Source organism: Streptomyces sp. NPDC053665, from assembly GCF_055585285.1.
This window is the reverse complement of the sequence record NZ_JBVJKK010000003.1, coordinates 783,129-802,804: the sequence shown is the minus strand read 5'-3', so window position 1 is coordinate 802,804 and position 19,676 is coordinate 783,129. Positions and strand designations below refer to the sequence as shown.

16 protein-coding genes are annotated in these 19,676 nt (G+C 72.4%); 8 read left to right on the top strand and 8 right to left on the bottom strand.

Going from position 1 to position 19,676, the window contains the following annotated elements:
- Positions 1-7 precede the first annotated feature (7 nt).
- From ACZ6ZN_RS16625 to ACZ6ZN_RS16610, 4 genes are read right to left on the bottom strand one after another with little or no spacing between them, the layout of a single operon-like run.
- Positions 8-655, bottom strand: a complete 648-nt coding sequence (locus ACZ6ZN_RS16625; protein ID WP_398106582.1) for a GTP-binding protein — start codon at positions 653-655, stop codon at positions 8-10.
- Positions 636-1,058 (bottom strand): DUF742 domain-containing protein, encoded by a 423-nt coding sequence (locus ACZ6ZN_RS16620; RefSeq protein ID WP_376328609.1) that lies wholly within the window; start codon positions 1,056-1,058, stop codon positions 636-638. The genes ACZ6ZN_RS16625 and ACZ6ZN_RS16620 overlap by 20 nt, the downstream gene beginning before the upstream one ends.
- On the bottom strand, positions 1,055-1,579 hold the full coding sequence (locus ACZ6ZN_RS16615) for a roadblock/LC7 domain-containing protein (protein WP_451876168.1): 525 nt from the start codon (positions 1,577-1,579) through the stop codon (positions 1,055-1,057). Before ACZ6ZN_RS16615 ends, ACZ6ZN_RS16620 begins: the two co-directional genes overlap by 4 nt.
- Positions 1,576-4,425, bottom strand: a complete 2,850-nt coding sequence (locus ACZ6ZN_RS16610; RefSeq protein ID WP_469646753.1) for a sensor histidine kinase — start codon at positions 4,423-4,425, stop codon at positions 1,576-1,578. Before ACZ6ZN_RS16610 ends, ACZ6ZN_RS16615 begins: the two co-directional genes overlap by 4 nt.
- Before the next feature lie 356 nt (positions 4,426-4,781).
- On the opposite strand from ACZ6ZN_RS16610, the gene ACZ6ZN_RS16605 reads away from it, so the two are divergent.
- Positions 4,782-5,567: a protein phosphatase 2C domain-containing protein gene (locus ACZ6ZN_RS16605; protein ID WP_451876166.1), complete on the top strand. Its 786-nt coding sequence runs from the start codon at positions 4,782-4,784 to the stop codon at positions 5,565-5,567.
- Between the two features lie 22 nt (positions 5,568-5,589).
- On the opposite strand, the gene ACZ6ZN_RS16600 is transcribed toward ACZ6ZN_RS16605, so the two are convergent.
- A complete protein-coding gene (locus ACZ6ZN_RS16600; protein WP_398106586.1) occupies positions 5,590-6,078 on the bottom strand; it encodes a MarR family winged helix-turn-helix transcriptional regulator in 489 nt (162 codons plus the stop codon).
- Between the two features lie 174 nt (positions 6,079-6,252).
- Positions 6,253-8,676: an endopeptidase La gene (gene lon, locus ACZ6ZN_RS16595; protein ID WP_469646750.1), complete on the bottom strand. Its 2,424-nt coding sequence runs from the start codon at positions 8,674-8,676 to the stop codon at positions 6,253-6,255.
- 174 nt (positions 8,677-8,850) lie between these two features.
- On the opposite strand from lon, the gene ACZ6ZN_RS16590 reads away from it, so the two are divergent.
- Complete coding sequence (locus ACZ6ZN_RS16590; protein WP_451876164.1) at positions 8,851-9,510, top strand: GNAT family N-acetyltransferase; 660 nt, start codon at positions 8,851-8,853, stop codon at positions 9,508-9,510.
- Here the strand turns inward: ACZ6ZN_RS16590 and ACZ6ZN_RS16585 are convergent.
- A complete protein-coding gene (locus ACZ6ZN_RS16585; protein ID WP_469646929.1) occupies positions 9,501-10,388 on the bottom strand; it encodes a rhomboid-like protein in 888 nt (295 codons plus the stop codon). The genes ACZ6ZN_RS16590 and ACZ6ZN_RS16585 overlap by 10 nt on opposite strands.
- A gap of 175 nt (positions 10,389-10,563) precedes the next feature.
- On the opposite strand from ACZ6ZN_RS16585, the gene ACZ6ZN_RS16580 reads away from it, so the two are divergent.
- The 5 genes from ACZ6ZN_RS16580 to ACZ6ZN_RS16560 all read left to right on the top strand — a co-directional run bounded on the left by ACZ6ZN_RS16580 (position 10,564) and on the right by ACZ6ZN_RS16560 (position 17,639).
- A complete protein-coding gene (locus ACZ6ZN_RS16580) occupies positions 10,564-11,241 on the top strand; it encodes a spermine/spermidine synthase domain-containing protein (protein ID WP_398106589.1) in 678 nt (225 codons plus the stop codon).
- Between the two features lie 135 nt (positions 11,242-11,376).
- The gene (locus tag ACZ6ZN_RS16575) at positions 11,377-12,117 is read left to right on the top strand and encodes a response regulator transcription factor (protein ID WP_333933999.1); all 741 of its coding nucleotides are present in this window, start codon (positions 11,377-11,379) and stop codon (positions 12,115-12,117) included.
- The gene (locus ACZ6ZN_RS16570; protein WP_398106590.1) at positions 12,114-13,226 is read left to right on the top strand and encodes a HAMP domain-containing sensor histidine kinase; all 1,113 of its coding nucleotides are present in this window, start codon (positions 12,114-12,116) and stop codon (positions 13,224-13,226) included. The genes ACZ6ZN_RS16575 and ACZ6ZN_RS16570 overlap by 4 nt, the downstream gene beginning before the upstream one ends.
- Positions 13,227-13,507: 281 nt before the next feature.
- A complete protein-coding gene (locus ACZ6ZN_RS16565; protein ID WP_469646748.1) occupies positions 13,508-17,374 on the top strand; it encodes a multifunctional oxoglutarate decarboxylase/oxoglutarate dehydrogenase thiamine pyrophosphate-binding subunit/dihydrolipoyllysine-residue succinyltransferase subunit in 3,867 nt (1,288 codons plus the stop codon).
- Positions 17,375-17,459: 85 nt separating this feature from the next.
- Positions 17,460-17,639 carry a DUF6104 family protein gene (locus ACZ6ZN_RS16560; RefSeq protein ID WP_003992906.1) on the top strand — a complete coding sequence of 60 codons (180 nt, stop codon included), beginning with the start codon at positions 17,460-17,462 and terminating at the stop codon, positions 17,637-17,639.
- A gap of 77 nt (positions 17,640-17,716) precedes the next feature.
- Here ACZ6ZN_RS16560 and ACZ6ZN_RS16555 read toward each other — a convergent pair whose 3' ends face one another.
- Entirely contained in the window at positions 17,717-18,553 is an 837-nt protein-coding gene (locus ACZ6ZN_RS16555) for a hypothetical protein (protein WP_469646744.1), read from the bottom strand.
- A 145-nt stretch (positions 18,554-18,698) separates the two neighbouring features.
- On the opposite strand from ACZ6ZN_RS16555, the gene ACZ6ZN_RS16550 reads away from it, so the two are divergent.
- Positions 18,699-19,676: a DUF4097 family beta strand repeat-containing protein gene (locus tag ACZ6ZN_RS16550; RefSeq protein ID WP_469646742.1), complete on the top strand. Its 978-nt coding sequence runs from the start codon at positions 18,699-18,701 to the stop codon at positions 19,674-19,676.

Genomic DNA, 19,676 nt, shown 5'->3' with positions numbered 1-19,676 from the left:
CTGTCTCCTACTCGGGGGTTTCGTCGAGCGCGTGGCCCACCAGGGCCAGGAGGGTCTCGATCACGGAGATCCGGCGACGCGCATCCATGATCATGACAGGTATGTGCCGCGGGATGGTCAGGGCCTCCCGCACGTCCTCCGGCTCGAACAGCTCGCTGCCGTCGAAGTGGTTGACGGCGACCACGTACGGCAGTCCGGAGCTCTCGAAGTAGTCCAGGACCGGGAAGCAGTCCTTCAGCCGCCGGGTGTCGGCCAGGACGACGGCGCCGATCGCTCCGCGCACGATGTCGTCCCACATGAACCAGAACCGCTGCTGGCCCGGCGTGCCGAACAGGTACAGCACCAGGTCGTCGTCGAGCGTGATGCGCCCGAAGTCCATGGCGACGGTGGTGGTGGTCTTGCCCGGCGTGGCGGTGAGGTCGTCGGTGGCCTCGCTCGCCTCGGTCATCAGCGCCTCGGTCTGCAGGGGCGTGATCTCCGAGACGGAGGTGACCAGCGTGGTCTTGCCCACGCCGAAGCCGCCCGCCACCACGATCTTCGTGGCGATCGGGGCCCGGGTGCGGTCCGTCTCCCAGGCGTGCATGCCCTCGTCGGGCTGCGCGAACGGAGAGGAACCGGTGACGCCGTGAGCGGCGTCAGAGACGACGGAGTCCACTCAGCACCCTTTCCAGCAGAGCGCGGTCGGGGCGGCCCGTGCCATGGCCGGTCCCCGTGCCGTACACACGGATCTTTCCCTGGTCCGCGAGGTCGCTGAGGAGCACGCGGACCACGCCGAGCGGCATCTTCAGCAGCGCGGCGATCTCGGCCACCGTACGCATGCGGCGGCACAGTTCGACGATGGCCCTCAGCTCCGGCATCACACGGCTGGAGAGGTGGCCGTTGGTCAGTTCCCTGCGCTCCTCGGCCGCTTCGAGGGCGGCGGTGCTCGCCACGAAGGTCTCGACGAGCAGGACGTGGCCGAAGCGGGTGCGGCCGCCGGTGAGCGAGTACGGGCGCACCCGGGCCGGTTTGCGGTCGCCGCCGCGCACGGGGAGCTGCTGTTTGGGCGTCCTGCTCATCGGGCGTCCTCCGCCGTCTGCGTCTCCTCGAGGGAGGCGCGCAGCTCGCTGCGCAGTTCGGGCGTCAGGACGTGGCCGGCGCGGCCCACGAAGAGCGCCATGTGGTAGGCCACCACGCTCATGTCGCAGTCGGCGGAGCCGTGCACGCCGAGCAGCGAGCCGTCGCTGATCGACATGACGAACAGGCTGCCCTCGTCCATGGCGATCATGGTGTGCTTGACCCCGCCGAAGTCCATCAGCTTGGCGGCGCCGACGGTGAGGCTGCCGATGCCGGAGACGATGGTCGCCAGGTCGGCGGCGGATCCGCGCGGGCCGGTCTGCCGGGTCCCTCGGGTGTGCAGGGCTTCCCGGGCCTCCTTGTTGCGGTCCGCGTCCGAGGACAGCAGGAGCAGTCCGTCGGACGAGACGACCGCGACCGACTGGATGCCGGGGACCTCCTCGACGAGGTTGGTCAGCAGCCAGTGCAGGTTTCGTGCCTCGCTGCTCAGTCCGATCAGTCCGAAGGTACTGGGAGCGGTCAACTGCTTGCCTCCTCGACTGTGCCCCCCGTGGCTTCTTCGGATTCAGCTGGTTCAGACGTGCCGGTGGCGGCCGGCCTCTTGTGCGAGGCCGTCTGCTCGGCGATCTCCGCACTGACGTCCCGGTAGCCGGCCTGGGCGCCCTGGCGGAAGCCGCCGAGGCGTCGGCGCAGGGCCTCGGCGTCGACGGAGCCGCTGCGCTGGCGTGGCGCGGTGGCCGGTGCGGTGATCTTGGGCGTGCGCTTGGGGAGGCCCTTGTCGGTGACGCGCTCGTGTGCGGCGTCGGCCTCCGCCTCGGTTGCGCCCCCGGCGGGTTCGTTCCCGGCCGCACCCCCCGTGCGGCCTTCGTGGTCGTGCGCGGCCGGCCCCTGCGGGGCGTCCCCGGCGGCGGCAGCGGATGTGTGCTGCACGTCGTCCGGCTCGCCCTGCGGCAGGGGGGCCAGCAGCTCCATCGTGGTCTCGGACGGGGTCTCCGCCGGGATCTGCGCCGGGATCCGCGCCCGTTCGGCGCCGGCGGGGTCCGCCGCGCGGTCCGCTCCGGTGGTCCCGGCCGGTTCGGGGTGCTCCGCGGCGGCGGCGCGCTCGCCGGCCTCCGTGCGGCGTACGGCCTTCTCCGCCAGGGCCACCAGCGGGTCACCGCTCTCGGTGCGGCCGTGCAGGACGTTGGAGTTGGCCTCGGCGTCCGCGCCGGGCAGGGAGAAGGAGTGGGCGGCGCCGCCGACGGGCCCGGAGGCCGGGACGGCCCCCGGCGTGGCCGCCGCCAGCAGGGTGCGCGGCAGGACGACGACCGCCGCGACACCGCCCTGCTTCTGCTCGCGCAACTGCATGCGCACGCCGTGGCGGTGGGCGAGGCGGGCCACGACGTACAACCCGAGGCCGAGGCCGTCCTCGCCCTCCTGGTCGTAGGGCGCCTCGGGGTCGAAGTCGGACAGCCGGGCGTTGAGGCGCTCCATGCGGTCCTCGGTCATGCCGATGCCCTCGTCCTGGACGGACAGCATGACCTCGCCGTTCTCCAGGAGCCAGCCGGAGATCTCCACGGGCAGGTCGGGCGGGGAGAACGAGGTGGCGTTCTCCAGGAGTTCGGCCAGCAGGTGGGAGAGGTCGTCGGCGGCGAACCCGGCGATGTGGGCGTGCGGCGGCAGGGCGGCGATGCGGACCCGCTCGTAGCGCTCGATCTCGCTGACCGCGGCGCGCACGACGTCCACGAGCGGTACCGGCCCGGCCGTGTGCTGGACGTGCTCGGTGCCGGCGAGGACCAGGAGGTTCTCGCTGTGGCGGCGCATGACCGTCGCGAAGTGGTCGAGCTTGAACAGCGTGGCCAGGCGGTCCGGGTCCTGCTCGCGCTCCTCCAGGTTCTCGATGACGCCCAGTTGCCGCTCGACCAGGCCGAGGGTGCGCAGTGCGAGGTTGACGAACGTGCCGCCGATGGCGGTGCGCAGCCGCTCCAGATGGGCGGCGGACTCGGCGAGTTCGCCGCGCAGTTGCTCGCGGGCGTCGGCCATCTTCTGCCGCTGTCCCACGAGGTGCTTGCGGTCGGCCTCCAGCGTGGTGATGCGCTCGGTGAGGGCGGCGGCGTGCGCGTGCAGGGCGTTGACGGAGCGGACGACCTGCGCGAACTCGTCGTTGCGGCCGGTGAACCGGACCGGCTCCTCCGCCGCCGGGTCCTCGGCCTCGGCGAGGCGCTTGGAGCCCAGGCGCAGCACGGCCAGCGGCCGGGTGAGGCTGCGGGCCATGCCCGTGGCGACGCCGACGGCGAGCAGCATCAGGGCGCCGAGGACCGCGACGCGGATCTCCAGCGCGGTGACGTCCTCGTCGCGCAGCGCCTCGAGGTCCTTGACGCGCCGGTCGTAGAGGGCCGACTCCACGCCGCGCATCAGGTCGACCCGGGCGGACAGGGCCGTGTCCAGCTTCTTGGTGCTGGTGGCCAGTTCACGGCTCGACAGGGCCGGCTGGTCGGTCAGGGCCGCGAGGTACTTCTCGGCGGAGTTGACCTCGGCGCCGGTGACGGTGCTGTCGAAGGAGGTGCGGGCGGCCTTGGGCGCGGTGGCCCGGAAGTCGGCCAGGGCGGCGTCGGAGCGCAGCCGGGCCTGCTGGGCTGCGGCGCTCAGCAGGCCGCGCTGCCGGGTGTCGGCGTCCGAGGACGTGGAGGTCCGGGTCGGCAGCCCGGTGACGGGGTCGATGACCGTCCCGGTGCTGCGCGGCACGCTCAGCGCGGCGAGCAGCAGCCCGCGGGCCGCCGCGGCCTGCTGCACAGCGGAGTCGAGTTCGGCCAGGGCGTACCCGCCGGAGCCGGCGCGCGGCGGCGTGCGCTGGGCCAGGTCCTCGGCGAGGCGGTGCAGTTCGGTGATGGCGGCGGAGTACGCCTGGTGGGTCTCCAGCGCGCTGCTCTTGCCGGTGAGCGCGGCCCGCCGCACGGCCGCTATGCCGTCCAGTCCGGTCTTCAGGGCCGCCGGCGTGTCCGTGTCGGCGCGCAACTCCTCGACCTGCCGGTCCACTCGGGCGCTGCGCTGCTCGGAGGGGGCCTTGGACTCGGGGCGGCCCGCCGCGATGTAGGCGGTGACGTCGTCGCGTTCGTCGGCCAGGGAGTGGGCGAGGACGAGGGCGTCCCGGGTCTGCTCGGCGAGCGTCACCAACTGCTGCGTGTCGTGCAGTTGCCCGGAGGCGGCCAGGACGGCCGGCGTGCCGGCACCGGCGATGGCCGCGGCGACCACGGCCACGGAGACGATCAGCCGGTTGCGTACATGGGTGGGGCGGCCCTTGCCGGTGGGGGGCGTCGGCTCAGCGCTCTGCTGGGGGGCCGTCTGCTTGCCTGTGCGACGAGGCCGCGTCTTCTGCACCGGTGCTCGCATTCCTGACTCGTGAACCCTTGGGTCCGGGTGACGCTCCGTCAACTGGCGCGTACTCCCGGTACACTTCCCGACCCTCCCAGCGCCGGTGTGCCACGCACGCGCATCACCTGACCCGCCACCCGAAGGAGTGAACATCGGAGGGGAGTTGAGGGGCAAGTTCCACCGGCCTGTGCAGTCGCCCTGCGCGGCGGGCCGGTTGGACGACGGCGACGGGCGGTGGCAATATTCGCCACCACGCCTTCCCGATACCCAGCATTACCCCCCAAACAGGGCGTCTGACCTGCTCGGGTGTGCCCGTCCGGCGGTCGTTGCCGACCTCCGGCGGGCCTTGTGAAGGGCTCGTGCAGACTGGCTCGATGCGTACAGAACTCGCCTCGGAGCCCGGGGACGCGGACCGCCCGAACGAGGACTTCGCCGCTGTCGGACTCCCGGCCTCGGGACAGGGCGGTTCGGTCGTCGTGCTGGACGGGGTCACGCCCCCGACGAGCGGGACGGGCTGTCTGCATTCCGTCCCCTGGTTCACCGCGCGCCTCGGCGGCGCACTGACCGAACTGACCGTTTCACTCCCGGATGTTCCCCTGGCCGACGCGTTGTCCCACGCCATCGCGCGTACCGCCGCCGCACACGCGGCAACCTGTGACCTTTCTCACCCGCGTACACCGCAGGCCACGGTGGTCGTGGCCCGCTGGGACCCGGCCGCGGTGGAGTACCTGGTCCTGTCGGACTCGGCGCTGCTGGTGGAGTCGCCGGACGGGGTGGTGACGCCGGTGCTGGACGACCGGCTGGCCCTGCTCCCCCGCTCGGCCCTGGCGACGGCCGCGCTCGTGGACACGACCCTGCGCAACCAGGAGGGCGGCTTCTTCACCGCCGCGGCCGATCCGTCCGTCGCGGCGCGGGCGGTGACCGGCACCCTGCCCCGCGGCGAGGTGCGCGCCCTCGCCGCCCTGACGGACGGCGCCGGCCGCTGGGTGGAGCGGTTCGGCCAGGGCGACTGGACGGACTGCTTCCGGCTGGTGCGCAAGGAGGGGGCGCAGGCGCTGGTGGACCGCGTGCGGGACCTGGAGCGGTCCGGCGCGGCCCGGACGTCCCCGGGCAGGGGCAAGACGCACGACGACGCGACGGTCGTGTACGCCGAGCTGTAGGCGCCGGGCCCGCCCTCCTGCGCTACTTCTCCATGCCGCGGTTGAGCTGGTGCAGCAGCCGGGCCAGTTCGGTGACCTCGTGGGTGTCCCAGTCGGCGAGGCGGCCGGCGTAGCGGGCGCGGCGGGCCCGGCGGACGCGGCCGACCCGGTCGTGCCCCTCCTGGGTGAGGGCGACCAGCCAGGCCCGTCCGTCGGCGGGGTCGGGCTCGCGGGCGACGAGGCCGAGCTCCTCCAGGGCGCGCAACTGCCGGGACATGGTGGCCTTGCCGACGCCGATGTAGCCGGCCAGTTCGGTGGCCCGCTGCTTGCCGCACTCGTCCAGGCGCACGAGCAGCCCGTAGGCGGACGACTCCAGGTCGGGGTGCACCTCGCGGGCCATCTCGCCCTGGCTGGCCCGGGCGCGCCGCAGCAGCACGGTCAGCTCGCGCTCCAGCGCGAGGAACGCCGGCTGGTCCACACCGCGTGCCGGGCCGGCGTCCCGGCGGTCGTCGTCGTTGCCGTCGTCGTGCACGTGAGCCCTGCCTCGGTCGTCGCCCGGTACCTGAATTCTCCGCCGGCCGCGGGCGTCGCCGCAGCTCGGCAAGTATTCCGCAGCTCACGGCACCCGTGTCCACAGGGTCTACACGGAGTGAAGGCCCGGATCTCCCTCACGGGACCCGGGCCTTCCCTCATCCGATGACCTCCGTCACGCGGCCACCGGAACCTCGGGCGCCGCGCCGCTGGTGGCGGGTGCGAGCGCCAGTTCCAGGACCTGGCGGACGTCGGTGACGGCGTGGACGTCGAGCGTGTCCAGCACCTCCGCCGGGACGTCGTCCAGGTCGGGTTCGTTGCGCTTGGGGATGATCACCGTGGTGACACCGGCCCGGTGCGCGGCGAGCAGCTTCTGCTTCACACCGCCGATCGGCAGCACCCGCCCGGTCAGCGAGACCTCACCGGTCATCGCGACGTCCGTGCGGACCAGCCGGCCGGACAGCAGGGACGCCAGGGCCGTGGTCATCGTGATGCCGGCGCTGGGGCCGTCCTTGGGGACCGCGCCCGCCGGGAAGTGGATGTGCACGCCCCGGTCCTTCAGGTCGGCCACCGGCAGTTCGAGCTCGGCTCCGTGCGAGCGCAGGAAGCTCAGCGCGATCTGCGCGGACTCCTTCATCACGTCGCCCAGCTGACCGGTCAGGGTCAGTCCGGCCGCGCCGGTCTCCGGGTCGGCCAGGGACGCCTCGACGTACAGGACGTCGCCGCCCGCGCCGGTCACTGCGAGCCCGGTCGCCACGCCCGGCACGGCGGTCCGCCGCTCGGCCGGGTCCTGGGCGGACTCGGGCACGTGGTGCGGCCGGCCGATCAGGTCCCGCAGGTCCTCGTCGCGGACGGTGAACGGCAGCTCCCGTTCGCCCAGTTCGTGCTGGGCGGCGATCTTGCGCAGCAGCCGCGCGACGGACCGCTCCAGGGTGCGCACGCCCGCCTCGCGGGTGTACTCGCCGGCCAGCTTGCGCAGGGCGCTCTCGTCGACGGTCACCTCGTCCGCGCCGAGCCCGGCCCGCTCCAGCTGGCGCGGGAGCAGGTGGTCGCGGGCGATGACGACCTTCTCGTCCTCGGTGTAGCCGTCGAGGCGGACGATCTCCATGCGGTCGGCCAGGGCCTCCGGGATCGACTCCAGGACGTTGGCGGTGGCGAGGAAGACCACGTCCGACAGGTCCAGTTCGACCTCCAGGTAGTGGTCCCGGAAGGTGTGGTTCTGCGCCGGGTCGAGCACTTCGAGCAGGGCGGCGGCCGGGTCGCCCCGGAAGTCCGAGCCGACCTTGTCGATCTCGTCGAGGAGCACGACCGGGTTCATCGACCCGGCTTCCTTGATGGCCCGCACGACACGGCCGGGCAGGGCACCGACGTAGGTGCGCCGGTGGCCGCGGATCTCGGCCTCGTCGCGGACGCCGCCGAGGGCGACGCGGACGAACTTGCGGCCCATCGCGTGGGCGACGGACTCGCCGAGGGAGGTCTTGCCGACGCCGGGCGGCCCGACCAGCGCGAGCACGGCACCGCCGCGCCGTCCGCCGATGACGCCCAGCCCCCGGTCGTCGCGCCGTTTGCGCACCGCCAGGTACTCGGTGATGCGCTCCTTGACGTCCTCCAGGCCGGAGTGCTCGGCGTCCAGCACGGCCTTGGCGCCCTGGATGTCGTAGGCGTCCTCGGTGCGCTCGTTCCACGGCATCTCCAGGACCGTGTCGAGCCAGGTGCGGATCCAGGAGCCCTCGGGCGACTGGTCGGAGGAGCGCTCCAGCTTGTCGACCTCCTTCAGGGCGGCCTCGCGGACCTTCTCGGGCAGGTCGGCGGCCTCCACGCGGGCGCGGTAGTCGTCGGACTCCTCGCCCTCCTGCTCGCCGTTGAGCTCGCGCAGCTCCTTGCGCACGGCGTCCAGCTGGCGCCGCAGCAGGAACTCGCGCTGCTGCTTGTCGACGCCCTCCTGGACGTCCTTGGCGATGGTCTCGGCCACGTCCTGCTCGGCGAGGTGGTCGCGCAGCTGCTGGGTGGCGAGCTTGAGCCGGGCCACCGGGTCGGTGGTCTCCAGCAGTTCGACCTTCTGGTCGGTGGTCAGGAACGGCGAGTAGCCGGAGTTGTCGGCCAGCGCCGAGACGTCGTCGATGGCCTGGACCCGGTCGACGACCTGCCAGGCACCGCGCTTGCGCAGCCAGGCGGTGGCGAGGGCCTTGTACTCCTTGACCAGCTCGGCGACCTGCCCGGGCAGCGGCTCGGGGACGGTCTCGTCGACGCTGGTGCCCTCGACCCAGAGGGCCGCGCCGGGACCCGTGGTTCCCGCACCGATCCTCACGCGCCCCCGGCCGCGGATCAGCGCGCCCGGATCGCCGTCGGCCAGCCGGCCCACCTGTTCGACGGTGCCGAGCACACCGGTGTTCGCGTAGGTCCCGTCGATGCGCGGCACCAGGAGTACCCGGGGCTTCCCGGGTGTTGTGCGGGCGGCGGCCTGAGCGGCTTCCACCGCCGCGCGGACCTCGGAGTCGCTCAGGTCCAGCGGGACCACCATGCCGGGCAGCACGACCTCGTCGTCGAGCGGCAGCACGGGCAGGGTGAGCGGTGTGAACGCCGTGGACTCAGCAGCCATGATCTCCCCTTCGGCAGTCAAGTTGAGCTATGCCGACTCAATGCTCGGGGGCGGCCGAATGTTCCCCGGCCCCTGTTCGCTGTCAGCGATCACCTCTCACGCGCCGGAACGCAGAGCCCCTAAGCTGCGGTGAGTAATAGACGTAAACCGCTTTCGGTCGTTACAGGGGGATGCGTGGACGAGACCGTGCAGGCGTGGGTGGAGGGATGGGTCGTGTCGCGCGGGGCGGCCCCGCCCGTGGCCGAGCCGTGGGGCTGGACGATCGACGTGGGCCTGATCGGGCACGCCACCCGGCACGTCCTCGGCACCACGGGCGACGCCCTGGACGAGACGACGGTCCGCAAGGTGGCCGGCGGGGTCACCGGGCACGGCGTGTGGCTCAAGGCGTTCCGGGACCCGGCGGTGGTCTCTGGCTGGCTCGGCCCCGGCTGGTGGATCGATCCGGAGACCGGCTGGCTGATGACCTTGCCGCTGACGGAGGACGACGTCCCGGAGGTTCCCGACGGCTACCGGCTGCGCACCTGGTCGCGCGACGGGGTGACGCGGCTGATGGTGGCCGCGCCCGACGGGTCCCTCGCGGCGCGCGGCCAGATCACGCCGACGGGCGGCACCGCCGTCGCCGACCGGATCGAGACGGCGGCCGCACACCGCCGCAAGGGACTCGGCAGCCTGGTGGTGCGGACGTTGCAGCAGGTCGCGTACCGGCAGGGCGCGCGCACCGGCGTCCTGGCGGGCACACCCGCGGGGCGCGCTCTCTACGAGGCCCTGGGCTGGCAGGTGGTGGCCCCGCTGACCAGCGCCCGGTACGGCCCGCCGCCCGCCGCTCAGCCCTGAGGCGCCGCCCGCCGGGCACCAGCCTCCTGCCGGGCACCCGGAGGAAGCCGCCGGGCCGCGCGCCACCGGCGCACCTGCGGCCAGAGCGCGATCCCGACCACCAGGGCGATCAGATGCCCCCACGCGGTCACGGGGTCGGTGAGGGCGAGCAGGTCCCGCACGAGCACCGCGCCCAGGGCGGCCGGCGACAGCACCCGCAGCCACGGCGGCAGCAGTCCGGCCAGGGCGCCGCAGACCGCCGCGACACCGAAGCTCACGCCGAAGTCCATGCGGTGCAGGGAGGATGCCGGGAGGTCCCCGGCCAGCACTGCGAGGCCCACCGGCACCTCGGTCGCCAGGGTGGCCAGGACATGGCCGAGCAGGAAGACGCCGGCCGTGCGCAGCCCGCCGATCCGCCGCTCCAGCGCGGTCAGCACCAGCACGAAGCCGACGGCGAACGGGGAGGCCGGCCCGCCCGCGATCCATAGCGCGCTGCCGACCAGCACCAACTCCGGCGTCCGCACCAGGTGGGCCACGTCGGTGCTGGAGCCCTGGAGCAGCGCGTGCACCACGGCGGGGTCCGCGAGCGCGGCGATCAGCCCGGTCGCGCAGAGCACGACGGTGTACCAAAAAGTGAACGGGGTCCCGGCGGGCGTGGGCAGCAGCCGCCAGGGCCGCACTCCACCCGCCGCGGCCCGGCGCGGGCCCGCTTCCGGGGTGCGCCGTGCGCCGGTCCCCGCCGCCTCACGCGGGCACCCCTGGCGCGGCACCCCGTCGAGCGGCACGGGCGCCCCTTCGGCGGGCCGGCCGGCCGGTGCCGGTGCGGCCGTCGCCCCTCCGGCGGGCGGGCCGGCCGATTCCGGTGCAGCCGTCCCGTCGGGCGGCGCGGTGCGTTCCACCACGGGCGCTCCCTCCGTCCTGCCCGGCATTCGCCCCGTGTGTCCCAGTGTCCGCGACGGCCCACGCGCGCGTGCTCCCCGCGCACAGGCCCCGCGAGGGCCCTCTTCGTCCCGCCGGCGGCACCCCACGGACAATTCCCCGCACCCGCCGTCCCGGACCTGCCAGGATGATGCGATGCCCACCTCATACGACAGGCCTGACGTTCTGGACCGGCGCGAGGGGCCGCACGGCGAGGTCGTGCTGCGGCGGCACGGCGACCGGCTGGAGATCATCGCCAACGGCACCTTCCTGATGGACACCTCCGACGGCCGCTCGGAGCGGCGCCTGGTCGACGCGGCGCTGGACGCCCTGCCCGGCCGGGACCACCCCGACGTGCTGATCGGCGGGCTCGGCGTCGGCTTCTCCCTCGCACACGCGGCGGCCGATCCGCGCTGGGGCCGGATCACCGTGGTCGAACGCGAGCACGCGATCGTGGAGTGGCACCGCTCCGGCCCGCTCGCGGCCCTGTCCGCCGAGGCGCTCGCGGACCCGCGCACCGACATCGTCGAGGCGGACCTGGTGGCCCACCTCCGTGAGACATCCGCCACGTACGACGCCCTGTGCCTCGACATCGACAACGGACCCGACTGGACGGTCACCGAGGACAACGACGCGCTCTACGGGGAGGCCGGACTGGCGTGCTGCGCCCGGGTGTTGAGGCCCGGCGGAGTGCTCGCCGTCTGGTCCGCGCAGCCGTCTCCGGAATTCGAGGGAACCTTGCGGAATGCCGGGTTCCAACAGGTGCGTACCGAAGAGATCCCCGTTGCCCGGGGCGTTCCGGACGTCGTCCACCTCGGCGTCCGCCCTGGATAGCAATGGCGCGCCGCAGCCCCGTACGCTGCTCCCCTGGCGCCGATCATTCAAGCGTCAATCGCAACCATGCGCAGGCACAGCCAGTCAGAAGGAATCACCCCACTGATTCCGGAAAGCACACCCCAGGGGCGGGCGATGGAGCAGACACACACCTCCCACAACGGTTCCGCGACGGCTGCACCGGGCGCACAGCGCCGGGTGCTGGTCGTCGAGGACGACGCCACGATCGTGGATGCCATCGCGACCCGTCTGCGAGCCGAGGGATTCCTCGTGCAAACCGCCGGCGACGGTCCGTCCGCGGTCGACACCGCCGAGGCGTGGCAGCCCGACCTGCTGATCCTCGACATCATGCTGCCCGGCTTCGACGGCCTGGAGGTCTGCCGTCGCGTGCAGGCCGCCCGCCCGGTGCCGGTGCTGATGCTGACCGCGCGCGACGACGAGACCGACATGCTGGTCGGGCTCGGCGTCGGCGCCGACGACTACATGACCAAGCCGTTCTCGATGCGGGAACTGGCGGCGCGCGTGCACGTGCTGCTGCGCCGGGTGGAGCGGGCCGCCATCGCGGCGGCCACCCCGCGCTCCGGCATCCTGCGCCTGGGCGAGCTGGAGATCGACCACGCCCAGCGCCGGGTCCGGGTGCGCAGTGAGGACGTCCACCTCACGCCCACCGAGTTCGACCTGCTGGTGTGCCTGGCGAACACCCCGCGCGCGGTTCTCTCGCGCGAGCAGCTCCTGGCCGAGGTCTGGGACTGGGCGGACGCCTCGGGCACCCGCACGGTCGACAGCCACATCAAGGCGCTGCGCCGGAAGATCGGCGCCGAGCGGATCCGCACGGTGCACGGCGTGGGCTACGCCCTGGAGACCCCGACGCCATGAGCCGCGGGCCGGCCGCACGGAGGAACCCCCGGGAGCCGGAGCCCTGGGGCAGGGTGAGCCCGTTCTCGATCAAGACCAAGCTGGGCGCGCTCGTCGTCATCTCGGTGCTGATCACGACGGGTCTGTCGGTGATCGCGGTGCACACCAAGACGGAGCTGCGCTTCATCACGGTCTTCTCGATGATCGCCACCCTGCTCATCACGCAGTTCGTGGCCCATTCGCTCACCGCCCCGCTGGACGAGATGACGGCGGTGGCCCGCTCCATCTCCCAGGGCGACTACACCCGCCGCACGCGGGAGAACCGCCGGGACGAGCTCGGCGACCTGGCCGTGACCATCAACGCCATGGCCGACGAGCTGGAGGCGCAGGACAGCCAGCGCAAGGAGCTGGTGGCGAACGTCTCGCACGAGCTGCGCACGCCCATCGCGGGGCTGCGCGCGGTGCTGGAGAACATCGTCGACGGCGTCACGCAGGCCGATCCGGAGACCATGCGCACGGCGCTGAAGCAGACCGAGCGGCTCGGGCGACTGGTGGAGACCCTGCTGGACCTGTCCCGCCTGGACAACGGCGTGGTGCCGCTGAAGAAGCGGCGGTTCGAGGTGTGGCCGTACCTGTCCGGCGTGCTGAAGGAGGCCAACATGGTCGCCTCCGTGCGCGCCGGCATCGCCACCGGCTCGGGCAGTCACACCCGTACGGACGTCCATCTGCACCTCGACGTCCATCCGCCGGAGCTGACCGCCCACGCGGACCCCGAGCGCATCCACCAGGTCGTCGCCAACCTCATCGACAACGCGGTCAAGCACAGCCCGCCGCACGGCCGGGTGACGGTCAAGGCGCGGCGCGGGGCGCTGCCGGAGTCGCTGGAGCTGGAGGTCCTGGACGAGGGTCCGGGCATCCCCAAGTCGGAGTGGCACCGCGTCTTCGAGCGGTTCAACCGCGGCAGCGCCAAGCGCCCGCAGGGGCCGGGCAGCGACGGGGGCACGGGACTGGGGCTGGCGATCGCCCGCTGGGCGGTGGATCTGCATGGCGGCCGGATCGGAGTGGCCGAATCCGAGCGGGGTTGCCGGATTCTTGTCACTCTCCCGGGAGTCACCTCAACGCCAAGTTGACGTAAAGTTCGAACCGGAGTCACAAGATCCACGAGCGTCCTCGCAGACGGACACGTGTGATCAGGCACAGGCCCGCGCCATCGGCGCGCCAGGCCCCGCTCCACCCTTGCCTGCCGAAGCGGAACCACGCTTGTTTCCCGCCATTTCAAGCCCCGAAACACGCTTCAAGATGTGACTTGCACGACGTTGAACGGGCCCGGCCTGACCTTCCCCGTCGGGGAGGCGTAGCCTTGATTCCCGCTGTCCATCATCTTGTGAAGCGGAAGAGGGCGGTTGCCGCCGTGTCGCCACAGTCCCCCAGTAACTCGAGCATCTCGACCGACACCGACCAAGCGGGCAAGAACCCCGCTGCGTCGTTCGGTGCCAACGAGTGGCTCGTCGACGAGATCTATCAGCAGTACCTCCAGGACCCGAATTCGGTAGACCGAGCCTGGTGGGACTTCTTCGCCGACTACAAGCCGGGCGCCGCTGGCGCCCCGGCTCCGGCGGGTACCGCGGCCGCGGGGGCCGCGGGGACCACCACCACCGCTCAGCCGGCGGCTCCGGCCGCTCCCGCCCAGGCCCCCGCGCCTGCGGCCGAGCAGGCCCAGAAGCCCGCCGCCGCTCCGGCCCCCGCCCAGGCGCAGGCTCCCGCGCAGGCCCCGGCCCAGCCGAAGCCCGCCGCACAGGCCCCGGCCCAGGCCGCCGCTCCCGCGAAGGCCGCCCCGGCCCCCGCGAAGCCGGCCGCCGCCAAGCAGGCCGCCCCGGCGAAGAAGGCCGAGCCCGCCGCCGAGGCCCCCTCGGGCCCCGAGCACGTCGTGCTGCGCGGCCCGGCCGCCGCGGTCGCGAAGAACATGAACGCCTCCCTGGAGGTGCCCACGGCCACGTCCGTGCGCGCGGTCCCGGTGAAGCTGCTGTTCGACAACCGCATCGTCATCAACAACCACCTGAAGCGCGCCCGGGGCGGGAAGATCTCCTTCACGCACCTGATCGGCTACGCGATGGTGCAGGCCATCAAGGCCATGCCGTCGATGAACTACTCCTTCGCGGAGAAGGACGGCAAGCCGACCCTGGTCAAGCCGGAGCACGTCAACTTCGGCCTCGCGATCGACCTGGTCAAGCCCAACGGCGACCGCCAGCTCGTGGTCGCGGGCATCAAGAAGGCCGAGACGCTGAACTTCTTCGAGTTCTGGCAGGCCTACGAGGACATCGTCCGCCGCGCCCGTGACGGCAAGCTGGGCATGGACGACTTCACCGGGGTGACGGTCTCCCTGACCAACCCGGGCGGTCTCGGCACCGTGCACTCCGTGCCGCGCCTGATGCCCGGCCAGTCCGTGATCATGGGCGTCGGCTCCATGGACTACCCCGCGGAGTTCCAGGGCACCTCCCAGGACACCCTGAACAAGCTCGGCATCTCGAAGGTCATGACGCTCACGTCGACCTACGACCACCGGGTGATCCAGGGCGCGGCCTCCGGCGAGTTCCTGCGGATCGTCGCGAACCTCCTCCTCGGCGAGAACGGCTTCTACGACGACATCTTCGAGGCGCTGCGCATCCCCTACGAGCCGGTCCGCTGGCTCAAGGACATCGACGCCAGCCACGACGACGACGTCACCAAGGCCGCCCGCGTCTTCGAGCTGATCCACTCCTACCGGGTCCGCGGCCACGTCATGGCCGACACCGACCCGCTGGAGTACCAGCAGCGCAAGCACCCCGACCTGGACATCACCGAGCACGGCCTCACGCTCTGGGACCTGGAGCGCGAGTTCGCCGTCGGCGGCTTCGCCGGCAAGTCGATGATGAAGCTGCGCGACATCCTCGGCGTCCTGCGCGACTCGTACTGCCGCACCACCGGCATCGAGTTCATGCACATCCAGGACCCCAAGCAGCGCAAGTGGATCCAGGACCGCGTCGAGCGCCCGCACTCCAAGCCGGAGCGCGAGGAGCAGCTGCGCATCCTGCGCCGGCTGAACGCGGCCGAGGCCTTCGAGACGTTCCTGCAGACGAAGTACGTCGGCCAGAAGCGCTTCTCCCTGGAGGGCGGCGAGTCCGTCATCCCGCTGCTGGACGCGGTCCTCGACAGCGCCGCGGAGTCCCGCCTGGACGAGGTCGTCGTCGGCATGGCCCACCGCGGCCGTCTGAACGTCCTGGCGAACATCGTCGGCAAGTCCTACGCCCAGATCTTCCGCGAGTTCGAGGGCAACCTCGACCCGAAGTCGATGCACGGCTCCGGCGACGTGAAGTACCACCTGGGCGCCGAGGGCACCTTCACCGGCCTGGACGGCGAGCAGATCAAGGTCTCCCTGGTCGCGAACCCCTCGCACCTGGAGGCGGTGGACCCGGTCCTGGAGGGCGTCTCGCGCGCCAAGCAGGACATCATCAACAAGGGCGGCACGGACTTCACGGTCCTGCCGGTGGCGATCCACGGCGACGCGGCCTTCGCGGGCCAGGGCGTGGTGGCCGAGACCCTGAACATGTCGCAGCTGCGCGGCTACCGCACCGGCGGCACGGTCCACATCGTCATCAACAACCAGGTCGGCTTCACCGCGGCCCCCGAGTCCTCGCGCTCCTCCATGTACGCGACGGACGTGGCCCGCATGATCGAGGCCCCGATCTTCCACGTGAACGGCGACGACCCGGAGGCCGTGGTCCGCGTCGCGCGGCTCGCCTTCGAGTTCCGCCAGGCGTTCAACAAGGACGTGGTGATCGACCTCATCTGCTACCGCCGCCGCGGTCACAACGAGTCGGACAACCCGGCCTTCACCCAGCCGCTGATGTACGACCTGATCGACAAGAAGCGCTCGGTGCGCAAGCTCTACACCGAGTCCCTCATCGGTCGCGGCGACATCACCCTGGAAGAGGCCGAGCAGGCGCTGCAGGACTACCAGGGCCAGCTGGAGAAGGTCTTCACCGAGGTCCGCGAGGCCACCTCGCAGCCGAACACGGTGGAGACGTCCGACCCGCAGGCCGAGTTCCCGGTCGCCGTGAACACCGCGGTGACCACGGAGGTCGTCAAGCGGATCGCCGAGTCGCAGGTCAACATCCCCGACCACATCACCGTCCACCCGCGTCTGCTGCCGCAGCTGCAGCGCCGGGCGTCGATGGTCGAAGACGGCACCATCGACTGGGGCATGGGCGAGACCCTCGCGATCGGTTCCCTCCTGCTGGAGGGCGTGCCGGTCCGCTTGGCCGGCCAGGACTCGCAGCGCGGTACGTTCGGCCAGCGCCACGCGGTCATCATCGACCGCAGCACGGGCGAGGAGTACACGCCGCTGCAGTACCTCTCCGAGGACCAGGCGCGGCTCAACGTCTACAACTCCCTGCTCTCCGAGTACGCGGCGATGGGCTTCGAGTACGGCTACTCGCTGGCCCGCCCCGAGGCGCTCGTGATGTGGGAGGCGCAGTTCGGCGACTTCGTCAACGGCGCGCAGACGGTCGTGGACGAGTTCATCTCGTCGGCCGAGCAGAAGTGGGCACAGACCTCGGGCGTCGTGCTGCTGCTGCCGCACGGCTACGAGGGCCAGGGCCCGGACCACTCCTCGGCCCGCCCCGAGCGCTTCCTCCAGATGTGCGCGCAGAACAACATGACGGTCGCCATGCCGACGTCGCCGTCGAACTACTTCCACCTCCTGCGGTGGCAGGTGCACAACCCGCACCACAAGCCGCTGGTGGTCTTCACGCCGAAGTCGATGCTGCGCCTGAAGGCGGCGGCGGCCAAGGCGGAGGAGTTCACGACCGGCCAGTTCCAGCCGGTCATCGGCGACGCCTCGGTCGACCCGGCCGCCGTGAAGAAGGTCGTCTTCTGCGCCGGCAAGGTCTACTACGACCTGGAGGCCGAGCGTCAGAAGCGCGGTGTGACGGACACGGCGATCATCCGCATCGAGCGCCTGTACCCGCTGCCGGGTACCGAGCTCCAGGCGGAGATCAAGAAGTACCCGAACGCCGAGAAGTACCTGTGGGCCCAGGAGGAGCCGGCGAACCAGGGTGCCTGGCCGTTCATCGCGCTCAACCTGATCGACCACCTGGACCTGGCCGTCGGCGCCGAGGTGCCGCACGGCGAGCGTCTGCGCCGCATCTCGCGTCCGCACTCCTCGTCCCCGGCCGTCGGTTCCGCCAAGCGGCACCAGGCCGAGCAGGAGCAGCTGGTGCGTGAGGTGTTCGAGGCGTAACCGCCCTCGCGCGTCCGCGGCCGGGCCGCATCCCCGGTGGTGGGGGTGCGGCCCGGCCGTTTCGCACCCCCCTATCCTTGACGACATGTACTTCACGGACCGTGGCATCGAGGAACTGGAGAAGCGGCGCGGCGAGGAGGAGGTCACCTTCGAGTGGCTGGCCGAGCAGCTGCGCACGTTCGTGGACCTCAACCCCGACTTCGAGGTCCCGGTGGAACGCCTCGCGACGTGGCTGGCCCGGCTGGACGACGAGGACGACGAGTAGCACCCGCGCGGACTCCTCCGCGCGCCGGCTCCGGCACTCCGGGGCCCCTCCTGTTCCGGAGCCCGGCCGGTCCGGCCTCAGTCGCGCGGGTGGGTCACCCGGTAGGCCAGCCCCGCGGTGCCGTGCGCGAGGAGCAGCGCGCCGGCCGTGACCCAGCCCCAGCGTCCGCCGGGCCGGCGCAGGCCCCGGACCAGCAGGGGGACGCCCGCCGCGATCTGGGCCAGGGCGAGGACGTGCGCCGCGGGGCCGCCCGTCCAGGGCATCCAGGCACCCGGGCGGTTGTGCGTGACGGCGCCGCGCTCCCCCACCGCCTCGCGCAGGCCGGGCCACTCGACTCGGCGGCTGTCCGGCAGGACCGCGACGGCTTCGCGGAGGCGGTCGGCGGGCAGCCCGGGGACGAGTTCCGGGGGCATCGAGACGCCCACGCGCGTGAGGACCGCCAGCAGGCCGCGCAGCCGGGCGCGGGCGTCGGCCGTCGTGTCGGGTGCGGTCAGCCGGTCGAGGGCCTGGACGTCCAGGACGGGGTCGAGCCCCACCCGCGCGGCGAAGGTCCGCATCGCCTCGTCCTCCCCGACCGGGACGCCGCGGGAGAGCCAGACGAAGCCGACCGGGCGGCAGAACCCGGTGGCCAGCGTGAAGCCCGCGTGGTCCGCGTCCCACCACAGCGCGAGCACGGGCCACGGCGCACCGACGGCCAGGGCACCGGCCCAGCCGGTCACCACCCGGTCGACGGGCTCGTCGCCGTCCCGCCAGGGGCCGCCCTCGGGAACGAGCACGCTCCACCCGTCGCCCGCGCGCGTCAGCTGCATCGGTTCGCGCAGCAGCGGGGCCACCGCGGCGACGGCGGAGGGCGCCGCCCGGCACAGCAGCAGCGCCCCAGAGGCAGAGCCCGTAGGGGCGGCTTCCGTCGGCATGGTCCCACGGTAGGGCGATTTGCCCACCTGTGAGCACTTATGGCTGCCCTCCGTCCACACAACGGGTGTCTTGACTTTCCTCTACCGCGATATATCGTGAATGCGAGAGGACGCGATATGGCGCGTCCCGTCAGGGAGGTCTGCCATGCCCGAGTGGTCCGTCACGGAACCGGTGAAGCTCACCTTCGACGAGCCCGTGCGCGATCTCCACGTGCGCGTGGTCAACGGCACGGTGAACGTGGTGGGCACCGACGAGGGTTCCGCCCGGCTGGAGGTCTCCGAGATCGAGGGGCCGCCCCTGGTGGTGACCCAGCAGCACGGCACCCTCACCGTGGCGTACGAGGACCTGCCCTGGAAGGGCTTCCTCAAGTGGCTGGACCGCAAGGGCTGGCAGCGCAGTGCGGTGGTCTCCCTGGCCGTCCCGGCCGGCACCCGCGTCGAGGTGGGCGTGGTCGGCGCGGCGGCGGTGGTCTCCGGCCTCCGCGGCCCGTCGGTGGTCAAGGGCGTCACCGGCGACACGACGCTGGTGGGCCTGTCCGGCCCGGTCCGCGCCGACACGGTCTCCGGGAGCCTGGAGGCCCAGGACGTGACGGGCGAGCTCCGGTTCAACTCCGTCTCCGGCGATCTCACCGTGGTCGAGGGGTCCGGGCCCTCCGTGCGGGCCGAATCCGTCAGCGGCTCCATGATCGTCGACCTCGACCCGGACGGCCCGACGGACGTGCGGCTGACCAGTGTCTCGGGCGAGATCGCCATCCGCCTGCCGTACCCCGCGGACGCGGAGGTCGAGGCGAACACGGCGAGCGGCGCCATCTCCAACGCCTTCGAGGGCCTGCGGGTCTACGGCCAGTGGGGCGCGCACAAGATCGCGGGCAGGCTCGGCGCGGGCACCGGCAGGCTGCGGGCCACCACCGTCTCCGGCTCCATCGCCCTGCTGCGCCGGCCCGCCCGGGAGGACGAGGACACCGCTCCCGCGGACGCCCGGCCCGGCACCCCGCCCGCCGACCCGCGGGGCGGGACGCCGGCCGGCTCGGGAGACAATTCCGTCTCCGGCCGGGACACCGGCGCCGACGGCGCCCCGGCCGACGGCTCGACCGACGGCTCGACCGACAAGAAGGTGCTCTGA

Coding starts and splice junctions, on each gene's coding strand:
- ACZ6ZN_RS16620 (WP_376328609.1), bottom strand. CDS start 1,058: ATGAGCAGGACGCCCAAACAGCAGCTCCCCGTGCGCGGCGGCGACCGC.
- ACZ6ZN_RS16610 (WP_469646753.1), bottom strand. CDS start 4,425: ATGCGAGCACCGGTGCAGAAGACGCGGCCTCGTCGCACAGGCAAGCAG.
- ACZ6ZN_RS16605 (WP_451876166.1), top strand. CDS start 4,782: ATGCGTACAGAACTCGCCTCGGAGCCCGGGGACGCGGACCGCCCGAAC.
- lon (WP_469646750.1), bottom strand. CDS start 8,676: ATGGCTGCTGAGTCCACGGCGTTCACACCGCTCACCCTGCCCGTGCTG.
- ACZ6ZN_RS16580 (WP_398106589.1), top strand. CDS start 10,564: ATGCCCACCTCATACGACAGGCCTGACGTTCTGGACCGGCGCGAGGGG.
- ACZ6ZN_RS16575 (WP_333933999.1), top strand. CDS start 11,377: ATGGAGCAGACACACACCTCCCACAACGGTTCCGCGACGGCTGCACCG.
- ACZ6ZN_RS16570 (WP_398106590.1), top strand. CDS start 12,114: ATGAGCCGCGGGCCGGCCGCACGGAGGAACCCCCGGGAGCCGGAGCCC.
- ACZ6ZN_RS16560 (WP_003992906.1), top strand. CDS start 17,460: ATGTACTTCACGGACCGTGGCATCGAGGAACTGGAGAAGCGGCGCGGC.
- ACZ6ZN_RS16555 (WP_469646744.1), bottom strand. CDS start 18,553: ATGCCGACGGAAGCCGCCCCTACGGGCTCTGCCTCTGGGGCGCTGCTG.
- ACZ6ZN_RS16550 (WP_469646742.1), top strand. CDS start 18,699: ATGCCCGAGTGGTCCGTCACGGAACCGGTGAAGCTCACCTTCGACGAG.